Origin of the sequence: Micromonospora sicca, assembly GCF_003172935.1 — a bacterium.
Classification (GTDB): domain Bacteria; phylum Actinomycetota; class Actinomycetes; order Mycobacteriales; family Micromonosporaceae; genus Micromonospora; species Micromonospora sicca.
This window is the reverse complement of sequence record NZ_QGKS01000096.1, coordinates 1-16,522: the sequence shown is the minus strand read 5'-3', so window position 1 is coordinate 16,522 and position 16,522 is coordinate 1. Positions and strand designations below refer to the sequence as shown.

18 protein-coding genes are annotated in these 16,522 nt (G+C 74.9%); 9 read left to right on the top strand and 9 right to left on the bottom strand.

Annotated elements, in window-relative coordinates; genetic code table 11:
• Positions 1–131: 131 nt before the first annotated feature.
• Complete coding sequence (locus DKT69_RS03685; RefSeq protein WP_109800189.1) at positions 132–962, bottom strand: MBL fold metallo-hydrolase; 831 nt, start codon at positions 960–962, stop codon at positions 132–134.
• Positions 959–1,363: a thioesterase family protein gene (locus DKT69_RS03680; protein WP_109800188.1), complete on the bottom strand. Its 405-nt coding sequence runs from the start codon at positions 1,361–1,363 to the stop codon at positions 959–961. Before DKT69_RS03680 ends, DKT69_RS03685 begins: the two co-directional genes overlap by 4 nt.
• Before the next feature lie 194 nt (positions 1,364–1,557).
• Here DKT69_RS03680 and DKT69_RS03675 point away from each other — a divergent pair, with 194 nt between their 5' ends.
• Entirely contained in the window at positions 1,558–2,640 is a 1,083-nt protein-coding gene (locus DKT69_RS03675) for a phosphatase PAP2 family protein (RefSeq protein ID WP_109800187.1), read from the top strand.
• A gap of 89 nt (positions 2,641–2,729) precedes the next feature.
• Here the strand turns inward: DKT69_RS03675 and DKT69_RS03670 are convergent, their stop codons facing one another.
• The 3 genes from DKT69_RS03670 to DKT69_RS03660 are packed head-to-tail and all read right to left on the bottom strand — an operon-like array spanning position 2,730 to position 4,955.
• Positions 2,730–4,178, bottom strand: coding sequence for a PH domain-containing protein (locus DKT69_RS03670; protein ID WP_109800186.1), 1,449 nt, complete (start codon positions 4,176–4,178; stop codon positions 2,730–2,732).
• Positions 4,175–4,702: a PH domain-containing protein gene (locus DKT69_RS03665; protein ID WP_109800185.1), complete on the bottom strand. Its 528-nt coding sequence runs from the start codon at positions 4,700–4,702 to the stop codon at positions 4,175–4,177. The genes DKT69_RS03670 and DKT69_RS03665 overlap by 4 nt, the downstream gene beginning before the upstream one ends.
• 22 nt (positions 4,703–4,724) lie before the next feature.
• A complete protein-coding gene (locus DKT69_RS03660) occupies positions 4,725–4,955 on the bottom strand; it encodes a hypothetical protein (RefSeq protein WP_109800184.1) in 231 nt (76 codons plus the stop codon).
• A gap of 240 nt (positions 4,956–5,195) precedes the next feature.
• Between DKT69_RS03660 and DKT69_RS03655 the strand changes: the two genes are divergently transcribed.
• Genes DKT69_RS03655 through DKT69_RS03645 form a run of 3 tightly spaced genes read left to right on the top strand, consistent with a single transcriptional unit; the run spans position 5,196 to position 8,226 of the window.
• Positions 5,196–6,302 carry an AAA family ATPase gene (locus tag DKT69_RS03655; RefSeq protein WP_109800183.1) on the top strand — a complete coding sequence of 369 codons (1,107 nt, stop codon included), beginning with the start codon at positions 5,196–5,198 and terminating at the stop codon, positions 6,300–6,302.
• On the top strand, positions 6,281–7,279 hold the full coding sequence (locus tag DKT69_RS03650; protein ID WP_201749468.1) for a DUF58 domain-containing protein: 999 nt from the start codon (positions 6,281–6,283) through the stop codon (positions 7,277–7,279). The genes DKT69_RS03655 and DKT69_RS03650 overlap by 22 nt, the downstream gene beginning before the upstream one ends.
• Positions 7,276–8,226 carry a VWA domain-containing protein gene (locus DKT69_RS03645; RefSeq protein WP_109800181.1) on the top strand — a complete coding sequence of 317 codons (951 nt, stop codon included), beginning with the start codon at positions 7,276–7,278 and terminating at the stop codon, positions 8,224–8,226. The genes DKT69_RS03650 and DKT69_RS03645 overlap by 4 nt, the downstream gene beginning before the upstream one ends.
• Before the next feature lie 84 nt (positions 8,227–8,310).
• Here DKT69_RS03645 and DKT69_RS37625 read toward each other — a convergent pair whose 3' ends face one another.
• From DKT69_RS37625 to DKT69_RS03635, 3 genes are all read right to left on the bottom strand, one after another.
• Positions 8,311–8,526, bottom strand: coding sequence for a hypothetical protein (locus tag DKT69_RS37625; RefSeq protein ID WP_130338032.1), 216 nt, complete (start codon positions 8,524–8,526; stop codon positions 8,311–8,313).
• 308 nt (positions 8,527–8,834) lie between these two features.
• Complete coding sequence (locus tag DKT69_RS03640) at positions 8,835–9,497, bottom strand: response regulator (protein ID WP_109800180.1); 663 nt, start codon at positions 9,495–9,497, stop codon at positions 8,835–8,837.
• Positions 9,494–10,723, bottom strand: coding sequence for a sensor histidine kinase (locus tag DKT69_RS03635; RefSeq protein ID WP_161557764.1), 1,230 nt, complete (start codon positions 10,721–10,723; stop codon positions 9,494–9,496). The genes DKT69_RS03640 and DKT69_RS03635 overlap by 4 nt, the downstream gene beginning before the upstream one ends.
• Before the next feature lie 155 nt (positions 10,724–10,878).
• Between DKT69_RS03635 and fabG the strand changes: the two genes are divergently transcribed.
• From fabG to DKT69_RS03615, 4 genes are all read left to right on the top strand, one after another.
• Complete coding sequence (gene fabG, locus DKT69_RS03630; RefSeq protein WP_109800178.1) at positions 10,879–11,583, top strand: beta-ketoacyl-ACP reductase; 705 nt, start codon at positions 10,879–10,881, stop codon at positions 11,581–11,583.
• Positions 11,584–11,622: 39 nt separating this feature from the next.
• Entirely contained in the window at positions 11,623–12,390 is a 768-nt protein-coding gene (gene fabI, locus DKT69_RS03625) for an enoyl-ACP reductase FabI (protein WP_109800177.1), read from the top strand.
• Between the two features lie 71 nt (positions 12,391–12,461).
• The gene (locus DKT69_RS03620) at positions 12,462–13,493 is read left to right on the top strand and encodes a ferrochelatase (protein WP_109800176.1); all 1,032 of its coding nucleotides are present in this window, start codon (positions 12,462–12,464) and stop codon (positions 13,491–13,493) included.
• A gap of 34 nt (positions 13,494–13,527) precedes the next feature.
• Positions 13,528–14,307, top strand: coding sequence for an HAD-IIA family hydrolase (locus DKT69_RS03615; RefSeq protein ID WP_109800175.1), 780 nt, complete (start codon positions 13,528–13,530; stop codon positions 14,305–14,307).
• Positions 14,308–14,328: 21 nt separating this feature from the next.
• Here the strand turns inward: DKT69_RS03615 and DKT69_RS03610 are convergent, their stop codons facing one another.
• A complete protein-coding gene (locus DKT69_RS03610; protein WP_109800174.1) occupies positions 14,329–15,123 on the bottom strand; it encodes an Rv1486c family protein in 795 nt (264 codons plus the stop codon).
• A gap of 202 nt (positions 15,124–15,325) precedes the next feature.
• Between DKT69_RS03610 and DKT69_RS03605 the strand changes: the two genes are divergently transcribed.
• Positions 15,326–16,138 carry a DUF3097 domain-containing protein gene (locus DKT69_RS03605; protein ID WP_109800190.1) on the top strand — a complete coding sequence of 271 codons (813 nt, stop codon included), beginning with the start codon at positions 15,326–15,328 and terminating at the stop codon, positions 16,136–16,138.
• Positions 16,139–16,522 lie beyond the last annotated feature (384 nt).

The window sequence follows — 16,522 nt, the reverse complement described above, 5'->3', positions numbered from 1 at the left end:
CGTAAGACCTGCACCCGCAGGCGGGGCAGCGGGCCGTGAAGCGTCTAGACCGGTTCATCCGGTCAACGTCGCCCGGCAACGGACGACTGCCAATCATGAGTCACGTTTGCTCACTGAAAGGTAACGGTGGGTTAGGCGGTGCCGTTCAGTTCGGCGTAGCCGCGGTGGGCGGCGATGAGGCCGGGGCGGGCGCCGAAGGGGGAATCGGCGGCCACCCGCTCGGGCGGGGCGTTGCCGGTGTGACCGGCGCGGATCAGCCAGGCCTGCCGGACGAGTTGGGCGTGCTGGGCGCGGACGAACTCGACGTCGACCGGGTCGCCGTGCCCGGGCACCACCACCGTCGCGGGGGTGGTGAGCCGGAGCAGGTCGGCGACGGCGTCCGGCCACTGCAGCGGGTACGACTCCTCGAAGGCCGGCGGCCCGCCCTGCTCGACCAGGTCACCGGCGACCAGCACGTCCGCGTCGGGCACGTGCACCACCAGGTCGGCGTCGGTGTGCCCGTGCCCCGGGTGGCGCAGCACCACGCGCCGGCCGCCGACGTCCAGCACCGTCTCGGTGTGCACGGTGTGCGTCGGGGCCAGCAACTCCGTGTCGGCCAGCTCGGCGGCGAGCTCCGGCCGCTCCTCCCGGATCTCCTCGTACGCGGCCCGGCGCAGCTCGTCGGGGCGCTCGCGCAGCGCCACGGCGGCCAGCGCGTGCGCGTACACCGGGCGGGGCGGGTCGGCGGCCAGGGTGGCGTTGCCGAAGCAGTGGTCGAAGTGGTGGTGGGTGTTGACCACGATCCACGGGTGCGGGGTGACCGCCCGGGCCGCGGCGGCCAGGTCGCGCGCCTGGACCGCCGTGGAGAGGGTGTCCACCAGCAGCGCCGCGCCGTCGCCCACCACCAGCGTCACGTTCACCTGGAGCAGCGGCTCCCGCAGCACGTGGACGCGGTCGGCGACCTCGACGAAGCGGCCGGTCATGACGCCCGCGAGGCGCGCTCGACGAAGCGTTGCCGGTCGACCAGCACCCGCTCGACCCGTCCCTCGGCGACGGTCTCCCCGCCGTCGGCGACGGTCACCTCGAACAGCAGCCGCCGACCGTCGACCGAGGTGAGGCGGGCCTGCGCGACCACCGTCCGGCCTACCGGCGTGGGGGCCCGGTGGTCCAGCTCGACCCGCAGCCCGACGGTGGTCTGCCCGGCCGGCATCCGGGTGGCGGTCGCGGCGACGGTCGCCGCCTCGGCCAGGGCCAGCACCCGGGGGGTGCTGAGCACCGGCACGTCCCCGGAGCCCACCGCCTGCGCGGTGTCGGCGTCGGTGACGGTCAGCTCGACCCGGGCGGTCAGGCCCGGCGTGAAGGAGGGCTCGGGCGGCGCGTGCATGGTCTCAGCGTAGGTGTTCGCCCGCCGCCGGGGCGACGCCGGGCGGCAACCGGTGGGTCCCGACACGCCCCGTCGACGGGGTCGGTCCCGTGGGGTCCCGCACACGCGGCGATCGGGCCGGTCGGCGGCCGTCCCGCGCGGCGGGCGGTGGTCGGCGTCGGTGGCTGCGTCGCCCGCCGTTAACCTTGACCGCGATGGCCGTCGTGACAGATCCCCAGCCCCCCGCCCGGACCGGCCCGGCCGCGTCGCCCGACGGCGGGCGGCGCCGTGCCGTAGCCATGGCGATCTGGGCGGTGGCGTTCCTGGCCGGCTGGTTCGCCATCGGCCTGCCGACCGACCCGGCGTACGCCTTCGTCTGGATCTGGGCGGCCACCATCGCCTGGAACTCCTCCCGGCCGTGGCGCAGCCACCTCCGGTTCGCCCGGGACTGGATTCCGGTGGTGCTGCTGCTCGCCGGGTACAACCTCTCCCGCGGGTTCGCTGACAACGGCGCGACGCCGCACGCCATGGAGCTGATCGTCGCCGACCGCTTCCTGTTCGGCTGGGCCACCGGCGGTGAGGTGCCCACCGTCTGGTTGCAGCAGCACCTCTACCGGCCGGACGTGCACTGGTGGGACGTGCTGGCGAGCTGGGTCTACTTCTCCCACTTCGTGATGACCCTGGCCGCCGCCGCGGTGCTCTGGCTGCGGGACCGCGGGCGCTGGGCCGCGTACATGCGGCGCTGGGGCTTCCTCTGCGCCGCCGGGCTGGTCACCTACTTCCTCTACCCGGCCGCGCCGCCCTGGTGGGCCGCGCAGAACGGCCTGCTCACCGAGGTGGCCCGGATCTCCACCCGGGGCTGGAAGGCGTTCGGCATGCACGGCGCGGGCAATCTGCTCAACGCCGGCCAGATCGCCGCCAACCCGGTGGCCGCGATGCCCTCCCTGCACACCGCGTTCGCCCTCTTCGTGGTGCTGTTCTTCCTGGGCGCCACCCGGCGGCGCTGGTGGCCGCTGCTGCTGGCGTACCCGCTGGCGATGACGTTCACCCTGGTCTACAGCGGCGAGCACTACATGATCGACGTGCTGGTCGGCTGGGCGTACGTCGGGATCACCTTCCTCGTCGTCGGCCTGGCCGAACGCTGGTGGGCGGCCCGGCGCGCGCGGAGCGGGCCCTCGTCGCCGGAGCCGGCGGCGCTCAGCGACGGCCCGGCGGCCGGCCGGGCGACGCCCGGCACCGCCCCGACCGTGGAACGGGACGTCGCCGCCGACCCCTCGCCGGTGCCCGCCGATCGCTGACGGGTCGGTGGCCGGTCCGGCCCTCGGCCGCCCGTGACGTGCCCGGCCTTCGACCGAACGCCGGGCGCGCGGGTGCCGCTGCGACCCGACTAGGCGTGTGGATCTTCGTCGGCGCGGCGGGCGGCGTGCGCCCGGGCGGTCAGCTCCGCCGCCAGCTCCCACGCCTCGGCCAGGTCCCGGTCGTGCGCGGACACGCCGGCCCCGCCGGCTGTGTCCGCGTGCACGGTGGCCAGTCGCAGCCGCCGCTGCGCCGGCCCCTGCGTCACCCGGACGCTCTGGATCCGGGCGTACGGGACGATCGCCAACTGCCGGGTGAGCACCCCGGAGCGGGCGGCGAAGACCCGGTCGTCGAGGCCCGCGCCGATCGCCGACCGGCTGAGCGGGCGCAGCCAGCGGGCCCGCCGCGGCGGCGGGGTCAGCGGCAGCGCGGTGAGGCGTACGCCGGGCAGGACCGCCGCCACCACCAGCTCACCGGTGCGCAGGTCGCCGACGGGAAGGAGGCGGTCCGGGCGGTTCCGGTCGTCCGGCTCGGCGGCCGAGTAGCCGGCCACCTCCAGCCGCAGTCGCAGCCAGCTCCGCATCCGCCACAGCAGCGGCCAGGTGATCCCGACGGTCTGCACCCGGTGCAGCGGCACCGTCTGCACCCGGGTCTCCAGCAGGCCGTTGCGGACGCGCAGCGTGTCGCCGTCCCGGTCCAGCCGGAAGCCCCAGTCGTCGAGGACCCGGCGGACGGGTTGCAGCAGGACGCCCGCCATCGCGGTCAGGGTGCTGGCGACCGCGATGAACGACCAGGAACCCTGGGAGAGAAACTGCGTCACCACGAAGGCCACGCCGAACGGGAGCAGGAACGCCTGCGGGGTGAGCAGTTGGCTGACCAGCAGGTCCGCGTTGCGTACCGTGTGCAGCCGGCGTCCGGCGGGCGCCGGCGCGGCGGCCTGGCCGGCGGTGGGCGCGACGGCCTCCGGCGGGCGGCCGGCGACGGCGAGCAGGCGCTTGCGCAGCGCGGCCGCCTCGGCCACCCCCAGGTACGCCAGCGGCGCCTCGGTCTTGCCCCCGCCCACCACCTCCAGGCGCAGCTCCGCGAGCCCGGTGAGCTGGGCCAGCAGCGGCCGGACCACCTCGACGGCCTGCAAGCGTTCCAGCGGGATGGCTCGGGTCCGCCGCCAGATCAACCCCTCGTGCACCCGTAGCTCCCGGCCCACGATGTGGTAGCCGGTGTTGTACCAGCTGATCACGGCCAGCACGGTGGCGCCGAGGGCGAGCACCGCGGCCATCGCGGCGAACCAGCCGAAGCCCACCCGGGACAGCGTGGACCAGGACAGCCCGGCGATCACCACGACCAGGGACTTGGCGCCGTGCAGGGCGGGGCTCAACGGATGCAGCCGCTGCCGGGGCTCCGCACGGGGCGGGGGAGCGACGCCGGGTGGCCCCGGCCAGCCGTGCCCGGGCCAGCCCTGCCCGGCCGTCCCCGGCGCCCCGGGCTGCGGCGCGGTCGGCCAGTGGGCCGGGGGCCGGGGGTCGGCCGGACCGTCGCTCACAGGCCCTCCGCCCGGTCCTCGCCGAGCGCGGTCAGCCGGTCGCGCAGCCGGGCGGCCTCCGCCGGCCGCAGCCCGGGCACCCGCGCGTCGCTCGCCGCCGCGGCCGTGTGCAACTGCACGGTGGCCAGGTCGAACGCCCGCTCCAGCGGCCCGGCGCTGACGTCGACGAACTGCATCCGCGAGTACGGGACGATGGAGAGCCGCCGGACCAGCAGCCCGTGCCGGACCAGCAGGTCGTGCTCCCGCTCGGCGTACCCCCAGGCGTGCACCGCGCGGACGATGGTGGCCGCCCGCCAGCCGGCCAGCAGGACGACCACGCCGAGGGCGGCGCCGAAGAGCCACTGCCCGCTGAACGCCCAGCCGAGGCCGAGGCCGATCAGCAGGACGGCCAGCAGCACGCCGAGTCGGATCAGCTCCACCCAGATCAGGTCGGGGGAGATCGGCTGCCAGCGGACGGTGTCCGGCCACGGTTCCAGCGGGCCGGCCGGGGCCGACGGCGGCCCGGCGAGGTCGTCACCGTTCACCGGGGTGATCCGCTGCGCTCACTCACCCTTCGAGCGTAGGCGATCCGGCCACCGCCGCCACCTCGCGCAGGAAGCCACGCGCGTCGAGAAACGCGCCGAGCGATTCCCGGTGTTCGGGACAGGCCAGCCAGGTCTTGCGCCGGTCGGGGTCGTGCAGGCGGGGATTGTTCCAGCGCAGCGCCCAGGCGGCGGGCGCGCGGCAACCGCGTGCCGAGCAGATCGGCGCCTCGTCGGCAGGGCGGGAAGTGGTCATCCGGGCGAGTCTAGGCCGCGCTCCGGGAAGTTTTAGCGCCGGGCGGCCACGGGGGGAGCCGCCCGGCGACGGGGTGAATCGTACACACGCCGTACCCCTTCCTGTCCACCCGTGTTCAGCGTTTTCCGGGGCGCGGGACGGCGCGGCGAAAATCGGTCTCTCCCACCCTCCGCTCTCAGCCGGGCATGACAGTCTTGATACGCACCACGCCGCGACGACCGATCATGCTGTGGAGGACCGGTGGCCCAGCCGACCACGCCCGACGCCCCGACCCCGACCGAGGCCCTGCCGGAGGCGCCGCCGGTCGGCACGACCCCGGCCGAGGACGCCACCCTGCTGGAACGCGCCCTGTTCGAGATCAAGCGGGTGATCGTCGGTCAGGACCGGATGGTCGAGCGGATGTTCGTCGCCCTGCTGGCCCGCGGGCACTGCCTGCTGGAGGGGGTGCCCGGGGTGGCGAAGACCCTCGCGGTGGAGACCCTCGCCCAGGTGGTGGGCGGCTCGTTCGCCCGGGTCCAGTTCACCCCCGACCTGGTCCCCGCCGACATCGTGGGCACCCGGATCTACCGCCAGTCCAGCGAGAAGTTCGATGTCGAGCTCGGCCCGGTCTTCGTGAACTTCCTGCTGGCCGACGAGATCAACCGGGCGCCGGCCAAGGTGCAGTCGGCGCTGCTGGAGGTGATGAGCGAGCGCCAGGTGTCGATCGGCGGTGAGACCCACCGGGTGCCCGACCCGTTCCTGGTGATGGCGACGCAGAACCCGATCGAGCAGGAGGGCGTCTATCCCCTGCCGGAGGCGCAACGCGACCGCTTCCTGATGAAGATCCTGGTGGGCTACCCGACCGACGCCGAGGAGCGGGAGATCGTCTACCGGATGGGCGTCTCCCCGCCCGAGCCCACGCCGGTGTTCAGCACCCCCGACCTGATCGCCCTGCAGCGCAAGGCCGACCAGGTCTTCGTGCACAACGCGCTGGTCGACTACGCGGTCCGGCTGGTGCTGGCCACCCGTGCCCCGGCCGAGCACGGCATGCCGGACGTCGCGCAGCTCATCCAGTACGGTGCGAGCCCGCGCGCCTCGCTCGGGCTGGTCCGGGCCACCCGGGCGCTGGCGTTGCTGCGCGGCCGGGACTACGCGCTGCCGCAGGACGTGCAGGACATCGCCCCGGACATCCTGCGCCACCGGCTGGTGCTCAGCTACGACGCGCTCGCCGACGACGTGCCCGCCGACCACGTCGTGCACCGGGTGATGTCGACCATTCCGCTGCCCGCCGTCGCGCCCCGGCAGCAGGCCAGCCCGCCGGCACCGGGCGCGCCGGCCGGCGCGGGCTGGCCCGGGCAGCGGCCGTGACCCCACCCATGCCGGCCCGGGACGACGCGGAGCGAAGTGGGGCGGTGCTGTCCCGGTTGCAACTGCTGGTCACCCGCAAGCTCGACGGCCTGCTCCAAGGGGACTACGCCGGACTGCTGCCCGGGCCGGGCAGCGAGGCGGGGGAGTCCCGCGAGTACCGCCCCGGCGACGACGTACGCCGGATGGACTGGCCGGTCACCGCCCGGACCACGATGCCGCACGTCCGGCGTACGGTGGCCGACCGGGAACTGGAGACCTGGCTGGCGGTGGACCTCTCGGCGAGCCTGGACTTCGGCACCGGCCGGTGGCTCAAGCGCGACGTGGTGGTCGCCGCGGCGGCCGCCCTGACCCACCTGACGGTACGCGGCGGCAACCGGATCGGAGCGGTGGTCGGCACCGGCGCCCCGGCGCCCGCGCGGGCCGGCCGGTGGCGCGGCGCACCCCCGGCGACCGGGCCGGGGACCCTGCTCCGGCTGCCCGCCCGGGCCGGTCGCAAGGAGGCGCAGGGCCTGCTCCGGGCGATCGCCGAGGTCGAGACCCAGCCCGGGCGCAGCGACCTCGGCGCGCTGGTCGACATGCTCAACCGGCCGCCGCGCCGCCGCGGGGTGGCGGTGGTCATCTCCGACTTCCTGGCACCGCCGCAGCAGTGGGGCCGCCCGATCCGTAAGCTGCGGGTCCGGCACGACGTGCTGGCGATCGAGGTGGTGGACCCGCGCGAGCTGGAGCTGCCCGACGTGGGGGTGCTGCCCGTGGTCGACCCGGAGACGGGGGAGCTGCACGAGGTGCAGACCGCCGACCCGCGGCTGCGCCGCCGGTACGCCGACGCGGCCGCCGCCCAGCGGGCGGCGATCGCCGCGGAACTGCGCGCCGCGGGCGCGGCCCACCTGCGGCTGCGTACGGACCGAGACTGGCTGCTGGACATGGTGCGATTCGTGGCCGCGCAGCGGCACGCCCGCACCCGAGGGACGACACGATGATCCGTTTTCTGCAACCGTGGTGGCTGCTGGCCGTGCTGCCGGTGCTCGCCCTGGCCGCCGCGTACGTCTGGCGGCAGCTGCACCGCCGGGCGTACGCCATGCGGTTCACCAACGTGGACCTGCTGCGGACCCTCGCGCCCAAGGGACTGGGCTGGCGGCGGCACGCGGCGGCCACCGCGTTCCTGCTCTGCCTGCTCGTCCTCGCCACCGCGCTGGCCCGGCCGGCGATGGACACCAAGGAGCCCCTCGAACGGGCCACCGTCATGCTCGCCATCGACGTGTCGCTGTCCATGCAGGCCGACGACGTGGCGCCGAACCGGCTGGAGGCCGCCCAGGAGGCGGCCAAGCAGTTCGTCGGGGAGCTGCCGGAGAACTACAACCTCGGGTTGGTCTCGTTCGCCAAGTCGGCGAACGTGCTGGTCTCGCCGACCAAGGACCGGGAGGCGGTGACCACGGCCATCGACGGGCTGGTGCTGGCCGAGTCGACGGCCACCGGGGAGGCGGTCTTCACCTGCCTGGAGGCCATCCGTTCGGTGCCGGCCGACGGCGCGGCGGGCATCCCGCCGGCCCGGATCGTGCTGCTCTCCGACGGGTACCGCACGTCGGGGCGGTCGGTGGAGGAGGCCGCCGCGGCGGCCCAGGCGGCGAACGTCCCGGTCTCCACGATCGCGTTCGGCACCGACTCGGGGCAGGTGGAGATCGGCGGCCAGCCGCAGCGGGTGCCGGTGGACCGGATGGCCCTCGCGCAGCTCGCCGAAACCACCGAGGGGTACTTCTACGAGGCCGCCTCGGTCAGCGAGCTGAAGCAGGTCTACCAGGACATGGGCAGCTCTATCGGGTTCCGGACCGAGCCGCGGGAGATCACCCAGTGGTACGCGGGGATCGCGCTGCTGCTGGCCCTCTGCGCCGGCGGGCTGAGCCTGCTCTGGTCGTCGCGCCTGCTCTGAGCGGGCACGGCGGCCGCCGCGCGGCGGCGGCCGGCGACGACGGTGGGGCGATGGCCGATCGGGGCGGCCGACGGCCGGCGGTGGTCAGTGACCGCCGCCGGCCAGGACGAAGAGGACGGCCACCCAGACGGCGGCGAGGGTGAAGCCCAGCGGGGCGACGTAACGGCTCATGGACAGGCTCCGGTGGCGGCTGGACGGTCCGCGACGGGACCGCAGGGGCAGGCAGGACGCGCACACGAAGTCGTGACCGGGGGGCTCCTCCGCGGCCGGGCCCGGATCGGGGCGGCGCAGCACGCTCACCCCGGCCGGGGCCGAGGGTCACGCGGGGGAGCGGGAGCTGGGTCAGCTCACCTGACTGAGTCGTGGCTCAGCGGGGCTGACGTTCGGCCCGGCCACGACTGGGAGGATCGCTATCTCGCACAGCGATCACCTCCTGCGGTCGGCGGGGCCCGGAAAGCGGGCGATCGACCGCCCGCAAACGTGGATGATCGTACACCCGGGGCGCCCGCCCGCCGCACTCGGCCGACCGGCCCCCACCCGCCCCACCGGAGGGGTCAGCGCGCTCCGGTCCGGCGGTACGGCGGGCGGCCGGTCAGCCGTCCTGCGGGCTACTCCCCGGCGGCGACCACACCCGTCTCGTACGCCATGACCACGGCCTGGGCGCGGTCGCGCAACTGGAGCTTGGCCAGGATCCGCCCGACGTGGGTCTTCACAGTCTGCTCGGCGACCACCAGGTCGGCGGCGATCTCCGCGTTGGAGCGGCCCCGGGCGATCAGGCGCAGCACCTCGGTCTCCCGGGGGGTCAGCCCGGCCAGCTCGGTCGGCCGGGGCCGGTGATGCCCGGGACGGGCGGCGAACTCGGCGATCAGCCGGCGGGTCACCGTCGGGGCGAGCAGCGCGTCCCCGGCCGCCACCACCCGGACCGCGTGCACCAGGTCGGCGGCCGGGGCGTCCTTCAGCAGGAAGCCGCTGGCCCCGGCGCGCAGCGCCTCGTAGACGTAGTCGTCCAGGTCGAAGGTGGTCAGGATGAGCACCCGGGGACGGTCGGCCCGGCGGTCGCCGAGCAGTTGACGGGTCGCCGCGAGCCCGTCCAGCACCGGCATCCGGACATCCATCAGCACCACGTCCGGGTCCAGCCGGCGGGCCGCCTCCACCGCTGCCGCGCCGTCGGCGGCGTCCCCCACCACGAGCAAATCCGGCTGGGCGGCCAGCAGCGCGCCGAAGCCCTGCCGGACCATCGCCTGGTCGTCGGCGATCAGCACCCGGATCATCCGTTCCCGTCCTCCCCGTCGTACGGCAGCACCGCGTCGACGACGTACCCGCCGCCGTCGGCCGGCCCGGCGGCGAACGTACCGCCCAGCGCGAGGGCCCGCTCGCGCATCCCGGTCAGCCCGTGCCCGGCGCCCCGCTCGGCCGCCGTCGGATCGCCGCCGCCGGCGGAGTTCTCGACCCGTACCGCCAGGGCGTGCGGCCCGGGCCGGACGGTGACCCGCACCGCGGCCCCCGCCGCGTGCCGGGCCGCGTTCGCCAGCCCCTCCTGGACGATCCGGTACGCGGCCAGCCCGACCGGCGCGGGCGTGTCGCCGGTCGGCGCGGGGGCGTCCAGGGTGACCGCCAGGCCGGCCCGGCGGGCCGCGTCCACCATCGCCGCGACGTCCGCCAGCCCGGGCAGCGGCGCGGTCTCCGGACCGGCGGACTCGCTGCGCAGCACGCCCAGCAGGCGGCGCATGTCGGTCAGCGCCTCCCGGGCCGAGCCGGCGATCGCGGCGAACTCGGCGCGGGCGGCATCCGGCACTTCGGCGAGGCGGTACGGCGCGGTCTCCGCCTGCACGGCGATCATCGACATGTGGTGGGCGACCACGTCGTGCAGCTCCCGGGCGATCCGGGTGCGCTCCTCCAGCACCGCCCGGCGCTCCCGCTCCCGCTCGCTGAGCGCGGTCTGCGCGGCCAGCGCCCGGCGGGAGCGCCGGTTGCCGCGCACCAGGTCGCCGAGCACCAGCACCGTCAGGACCAGCACCAGGACGCTGACCCGATGGTCGGGGTCGACCAACGCGAGCCCCGGCACCAGCGTGAGCAGGCCCACCCAGACCAGCACCGGCCGGTCCGCCCGGGTCGCCACCACCGCCAGCACCAGCAGCGACCCGAGCGCCAGCACCGGGGTCCACGGCCAGCCCGCGCCGGCCGGCGCATTGAAGGTGCAGGTCGCCAGGGCCACCACGGCCAGCCGCCAGGCCAGCAGGGGACGCCGGGGCAGGGCGAGCAGCGGCGCGACCGTCAGGCCGGCGAACAGGATCGGCACGATCCCGGGCAGGCGCCGGTCGGTCTGCTGGGCCAGGGTGACGGCGAAGAGTCCGATCACGACGAGCAGGCCGACGGGCCGCGCGAACGGGGCCAGCCGGGGCCAGCGGTCCAGCGGCAGCCGGACCGGCGCGACGTCCGCCCCGGCGACGGTACGCCGCAGCGCCCGCCACCAGGTCCCGACCGGTTGCTCCGCCATCAGCGGCAGCGTACGGACCGGCGGGCGCATCGTCGTCCCACCCTGGGCTGAGGCCGGGCGTCGTACCCCGGTGTGACCTGGTCGGGTTAGCGCTTACCTACCGGTAACCCCTAGGCTCCGACCGACGCAGAGATCAGCGGAGCAGAGGGGGACCCGTGGCCCGTACCGTGCTGGTGACCGGCGGCAACCGGGGAATCGGCCTGGCCATCGCGCAGGCCTTCGCCAAGCAGGGCGACCGGGTGGCGGTCACCCACCGCAGCGGCGAGGCGCCGGCGGGCCTGTTCGGCGTGCGGTGCGACGTCACCGACTCCGCCTCCGTCGACGCGACGTTCGCCACCGTCGAGGCCGAGCTGGGTCCCGTCGAGGTGCTGGTCGCCAACGCCGGCATCACCGCCGACACGCTGCTGATGCGGATGTCCGAGGAGCAGTTCACCGGGGTGCTGGACACCAACCTGACCGGCGCGTTCCGCTGCGCCAAGCGGGCCTCGGCGAAGATGCTCCGGGCGAAGTGGGGCCGGATGATCTTCATCTCGTCGGTGGTCGGCCTGTACGGGGGCGCCGGCCAGGTCAACTACGCGGCCAGCAAGGCCGGCCTGGTGGGGGTGGCCCGCTCGATCACCCGCGAGCTGGGCAGCCGCAACATCACCGCGAACGTGGTCGCGCCCGGCTTCATCGCCACCGACATGACCGCCGCGCTGCCCGAGGAGCGCCGCACCGAGTACCGCAAGGCCATCCCGGCCGGCCGGTTCGCCGAGCCGGACGAGGTCGCCGGCGTGGTCACCTGGCTGGCCTCGGACGCGGCCGGCTACATCTCCGGCGCCGTCATCCCGGTCGACGGCGGCCTGGGCATGGGCCACTGAGCCACCCGTCCCGAGAAGAACGCACGGAGGAATCTCTCGATGTCTGGACTGCTCGCCGGTAAGCGGCTGCTCGTCACCGGCGTCATCACCGACGCCTCGATCGCCTTCTCGGTGGCGAAGCTCGCCCAGGAGAACGGCGCCCAGGTCGTGCTCACCGGCTACGGCCGGCTCTCCCTGGTCGAGCGGATCGCCAAGCGGCTGCCCGAGGCGGCCCCGGTGATCGAGCTCGACGTGACCAACCCGGAGCACCTCGCCGGCCTCGCCGACAAGGTCCGGGAGCACGTCGACGGCCTGGACGGGGTGGTGCACTCGATCGGCTTCGCCCCGCAGAGCTGTCTCGGCGGCGGCTTCCTCGACGCCCCCTGGGAGGACGTGGCGACCGCCCTGCAGGTCTCCACTTTCTCCTACAAGTCCCTGGCCATGGCGGCGCTGCCGCTGATGTCCGCGGGCAGCGCGGTGGTCGGCCTCACCTTCGACGCCACCAAGGCCTGGCCGGTCTACGACTGGATGGGCGTGGCCAAGGCCGGGCTGGAGTCCGCCTCCCGCTACCTGGCGCTGCACCTGGGCAAGCAGGGCATCCGCAGCAACCTGGTCGCGGCCGGCCCGCTGCGGACCATCGCCGCCAAGTCCATCCCCGGCTTCGACCAGTTCGAGGACGCCTGGACCGCGCGCGCCCCGCTGGGCTGGAGCCTCACCGACCAGGAGCCCGCCGCGCGGGCCTGCCTGGCGCTGCTGTCGGACTGGTTCCCGGCCACCACCGGCGAGATCGTCCACGTCGACGGCGGCTACCACGCGATCGGCGCCTGAGCCGGCCGACGAAACCCGACCGTCCCGGGGTGGTCGTCGGGCCGTCACGGCCGTCGGGGGAGAATGGCGCCATGGCGTACGACGCGTTGGTGCTGGTGTCCTTCGGCGGCCCGGAGCGGCCTGAGGACGTGGTGCCCTTCCTCCAGAACGTGACCCGGGGGCGCGGCGTACCGCCCGAGCGGCTGGCGGAGGTCGCCGAGCACTACCTGCACTTCGGCGGGGTCTCCCCGATCAACCAGCAGTGCCGGGAACTGCTCGCCGCGATCCGGGCGGACTTCGCGGCGAACGACGTCGACCTGCCGGTCTACTGGGGCAACCGGAACTGGAACCCGATGCTCGCCGACACCGTGGCGCAGATGCGCGACGACGGGGTGCAGCGGGCGCTCGCCTTCGTCACCAGCGCGTACGGCGGCTACTCCTCCTGCCGGCAGTACCAGGAGGACATCGCCGCCGCCCGGGCCGCCGTCGGCCCGGACGCCCCGATGATCGACAAGCTGCGGCAGTTCTGGGACCACCCCGGCTTCGTGGAGCCGCACGCCGACGCGGTGCGTACCGCACTGGCCCAGCTCGACCCGGCGAAGCGGGACACCACCCGGCTGGTCTTCACCGCGCACTCCGTTCCGACGTCGATGGCCGCCACCGCCGGCCCGAACGGCGGCCGGTACACCGCGCAGCTGGCGGAGACCGCCCGGCTGGTGCACGCCGCCGCCGCACCGGACCTGCCGTACGACCTGGTCTGGCAGAGCCGGTCCGGCCCGCCGCAGGTGCCGTGGCTGGAGCCGGACATCAACGACCACCTGGCCAGCCTCGCCGAGTCCGGCGTGACCGGCGTGGTGGTCAGCCCGATCGGCTTCGTCTCCGACCACCTGGAGGTGGTCTGGGACCTCGACACCGAGGCGCTGGACACGGCCAAGCAGCTCGGCCTGGACTTCGTCCGCGCCGGCACCCCGGGCACCGACCCGCGCTTCGTGGCGATGGTCCGCGAACTGGTCACCGAGCGGACCGCGCCGGACGGCGAGCGGCTGCGCCGCCGTCTCGGCGAGCTGCCGATGTGGGACACCTGCCCGACGCCGTGCTGCATGCCCGCCGCCCGCCGTCCCTGAGCCCGACCGACCCCTAGACCCGTTGGGACGACACATGCATGACCGCAAGCCGGTGCAGAGCTGGCTCACCGACATGGACGGCGTGCTGGTGCACGAGGGCCAGCCGGTGCCCGGCGCACCCGAGTTCGTCAAGCGGCTCCGGGCCTCCGGCAAGCCGTTCCTGGTCCTCACCAACAACTCGATCTACACCCCGCGCGACCTCCAGGCCCGGCTGGTCCGGATGGGGCTGGACGTGCCGGAGGAGGCGATCTGGTCGTCGGCGCTGGCCACCGCCAAGTTCCTGGACGACCAGCGGCCGGGTGGCACCGCGTACGTGATCGGGGAGGCCGGGCTGACCACGGCCCTGCACGCGGTGGGGTACGTGCTCAGCGACTTCGCCCCGGACTACGTGGTGCTGGGGGAGACCCGCACCTACAGCTTCGAGGCGATCACCAAGGCGGTCCGGCTGATCAACGACGGGGCGCGGTTCATCTGCACCAACCCGGACGTGACCGGCCCGTCGGTGGAAGGCGCCCTTCCCGCCGCCGGCTCGGTCGCCGCGATGATCTCCAAGGCGACCGGGGTGGAGCCGTACTTCGTCGGCAAGCCCAACCCGATGATGATGCGCTCGGCGCTCAACACCATCAACGCGCACTCGGAGACCACCGCGATGATCGGTGACCGGATGGACACCGACATCCTCTGCGGGCTGGAGGCGGGGCTGGAGACGATCCTGGTGCTGACCGGGATCAGCAGCCGCGCCGAGGCGGAGCGCTACCCGTACCGGCCGTCCCGGATCATCGACTCGGTAGCCGACCTGATCGACGAGATCTGACCCCGCGGCCCGGCTCCGCCGTCAGGGGCGCAGCGGGGCGTTGCAGGCGGCGACCAGGGCCTGCCGGCAGGCGGTGGTGAGCGGGCGCAGCGCGGCGTCGCGCTGCTGGGCCTCGTAGTTGTTGATCGCCCCGCCCGGCGCGCTGTGCCCGGCGAGGGCGAGCACCCGGTCCAGCACCGCCGCCCGGGCGAAGAGTCGCCGGGCCCGTGGGTCGAAGCCCGGCGGCAGATCAGTGGCGCCGTCCGGGCGGCGCAGCGCGGCGAGCGCCCCGGCCAGCTCCGGCCGCCACTGGGCCACGTCGAGGCGGGTCAGCGCGGCGGTGGTCTCCGCGAGCGCGGCGGCCAGCTCGGCCTCCGCCTCCGCCGCGCCGGGGGCGGTGAGCGACGCCGCCGGCGCGTTCGAGGGCAGCGGGTAGACCCGCCAGAGCACCGTCTCCCAGGTCATCCCGGAGCCCGAGGTGTGGCTGCGCACCTGCGGAATCAGCCCGAGGCCGCCGGCGACCACCGCCTCCCCGGCGAGCAGCGCCGCACCGGCGAAGTCGCCGGGGCCGGGCAGGCCGCGCGGGTCGCCCGGCGCGGGCAGCACCAGCCGGATCTCGTCGGGGGAGAGCTTGGCCAGGGTGGGCAGCGCGTCCCGCAGCGGGACGTCGGTCCAGGTGCCGGGGGCGTCCGCGACCAGGTGCTCCTCGTCGCCGGCGATCGAGTCGGCGACCTCGTCGAAGGGCACCAGGCCGGCGCGCCAGGCGCGGACCCAGGCAACGAACCGGCTGGACCGGCGCGGAGCCAGCGTGGCCGCGCCCGTTGCGGGGAGGGACATGCGGAAAGGGTACGTGCTCCCCGCCGCCCCTGTCTCGACTGCCGCTCCGGCCGCGTAGCCTGCCCCGAACTGCCTTCTTCGCCCCTTTTCGCGGGCCCGCCGCATCGCCGTCGGCGGTCGTGACCGTCCGTCCCCGCGGCGGCCGGGGTGCCGGCGGCGCGTCGCCGGGCGACGCGCCGGACCGCCGGTTAGCGTGATCCACATGGCGGGGCGATACGGCGAGGACGTGCTGGCGGGGGACTGGCGACGGCGGAAGGTCACCCCCGAGGTGGACGCCGAGCCGGACCTGGTGGTCGAGGACGCCGACTCCGGGTTCTGCGGCGCGGTGGTCGGTTTCGAGGCCGGCGCGGTGGTGCTGGAGGACCGGCACGGCCGGCGGCGCAACTTCCCGCTGCTGCCCGCGGCCTTCCTGCTCGACGGCCGGCCGGTGACGCTGCGCCGGCCGACCCGCGCCCCGGCGCCGGCGGCCCGGCGGCGCACCGCCTCCGGCTCGATCGCCGTCGACAACGTCCGCGCCCAGGTCGCCAAGGCCAGCCGGATCTGGGTCGAGGGCGTGCACGACGCCGCGCTGGTGGAGCGGATCTGGGGCGACGACCTGCGGATCGAGGGCGTGGTGGTGGAGCCGCTCGACGGCATCGACGCCCTCGACGCCGAGGTCCGGAACTTCGCCCCCGGCCCGGGCCGGCGGCTCGGCGTGCTCGTCGACCACCTGGTGCCCGGTTCGAAGGAGAGCCGGATCGTGGCTCGGGTGTCCTCCCCGCACGTGCTGGTCACCGGGCACCCGTACGTCGACGTGTGGCAGGCGGTCAAGCCGGCCGCGCTCGGCATCCCGGCCTGGCCCGTGGTGCCGCCCGGACGGCCCTGGAAGGAGGGCGTCTGCGCGGCCCTCGGAGTGGGCGAGCCGGCGGACATGTGGCGACGCATCCTGTCCCGGGTTGACAGCTTCGCCGACGTGGAGACGCCGCTGATCAACGCGATGGAACGGTTGATCGACTTCGTGACCGAGCCTCGGTAGGCGTCGGTCGGCTCCTTGCCGCTTGCCGCTTGCCGCTTGTTGCTTGTTGCGGTTCAGGCCGGGGGCCGCCGTGACCGGCTCCGGGCGGTCAGGCTTGATCCCTCCGCCGGTCACGGCGGCCCCCGGCCCCGTCGTGGGTGGGCTGCGCGGTCCGGTGGCGGAGGTGGGGTGCCTGTTCGGGCGCTACGAAGCTGATGACGTGAACGGATCAGGGTGATGCATCCACGTCATCAGGTTCGTAGTGGCGATGCACTGACTGGGCCCTGCCCCCTCGACCAGCCCCAGTCATGCACTGCCCCGCCGTGCTCGTCCCGCGTCGGCCCTGACGGCCGCGGTGCCGCCGTGGCCCACGTACACGCGGTCGGCGACCCGGTAGAGCTCAAC

Excerpts from the sequence above, each read along its gene's own strand:
- DKT69_RS03615 (WP_109800175.1), top strand. The coding sequence starts at position 13,528 with ATGCATGACCGCAAGCCGGTGCAGAGCTGGCTCACCGACATGGACGGC.
- DKT69_RS03660 (WP_109800184.1), bottom strand. The coding sequence starts at position 4,955 with ATGACCACTTCCCGCCCTGCCGACGAGGCGCCGATCTGCTCGGCACGC.
- DKT69_RS03680 (WP_109800188.1), bottom strand. The coding sequence starts at position 1,363 with ATGCACGCGCCGCCCGAGCCCTCCTTCACGCCGGGCCTGACCGCCCGG.
- DKT69_RS03635 (WP_161557764.1), bottom strand. The coding sequence starts at position 10,723 with ATGGCGGAGCAACCGGTCGGGACCTGGTGGCGGGCGCTGCGGCGTACC.
- fabI (WP_109800177.1), top strand. The coding sequence starts at position 11,623 with ATGTCTGGACTGCTCGCCGGTAAGCGGCTGCTCGTCACCGGCGTCATC.
- DKT69_RS03610 (WP_109800174.1), bottom strand. The coding sequence starts at position 15,123 with ATGTCCCTCCCCGCAACGGGCGCGGCCACGCTGGCTCCGCGCCGGTCC.
- DKT69_RS03645 (WP_109800181.1), top strand. The coding sequence starts at position 7,276 with ATGATCCGTTTTCTGCAACCGTGGTGGCTGCTGGCCGTGCTGCCGGTG.
- DKT69_RS03640 (WP_109800180.1), bottom strand. The coding sequence starts at position 9,497 with ATGATCCGGGTGCTGATCGCCGACGACCAGGCGATGGTCCGGCAGGGC.
- DKT69_RS03685 (WP_109800189.1), bottom strand. The coding sequence starts at position 962 with ATGACCGGCCGCTTCGTCGAGGTCGCCGACCGCGTCCACGTGCTGCGG.
- DKT69_RS03620 (WP_109800176.1), top strand. The coding sequence starts at position 12,462 with ATGGCGTACGACGCGTTGGTGCTGGTGTCCTTCGGCGGCCCGGAGCGG.
- DKT69_RS03675 (WP_109800187.1), top strand. The coding sequence starts at position 1,558 with ATGGCCGTCGTGACAGATCCCCAGCCCCCCGCCCGGACCGGCCCGGCC.
- DKT69_RS03605 (WP_109800190.1), top strand. The coding sequence starts at position 15,326 with ATGGCGGGGCGATACGGCGAGGACGTGCTGGCGGGGGACTGGCGACGG.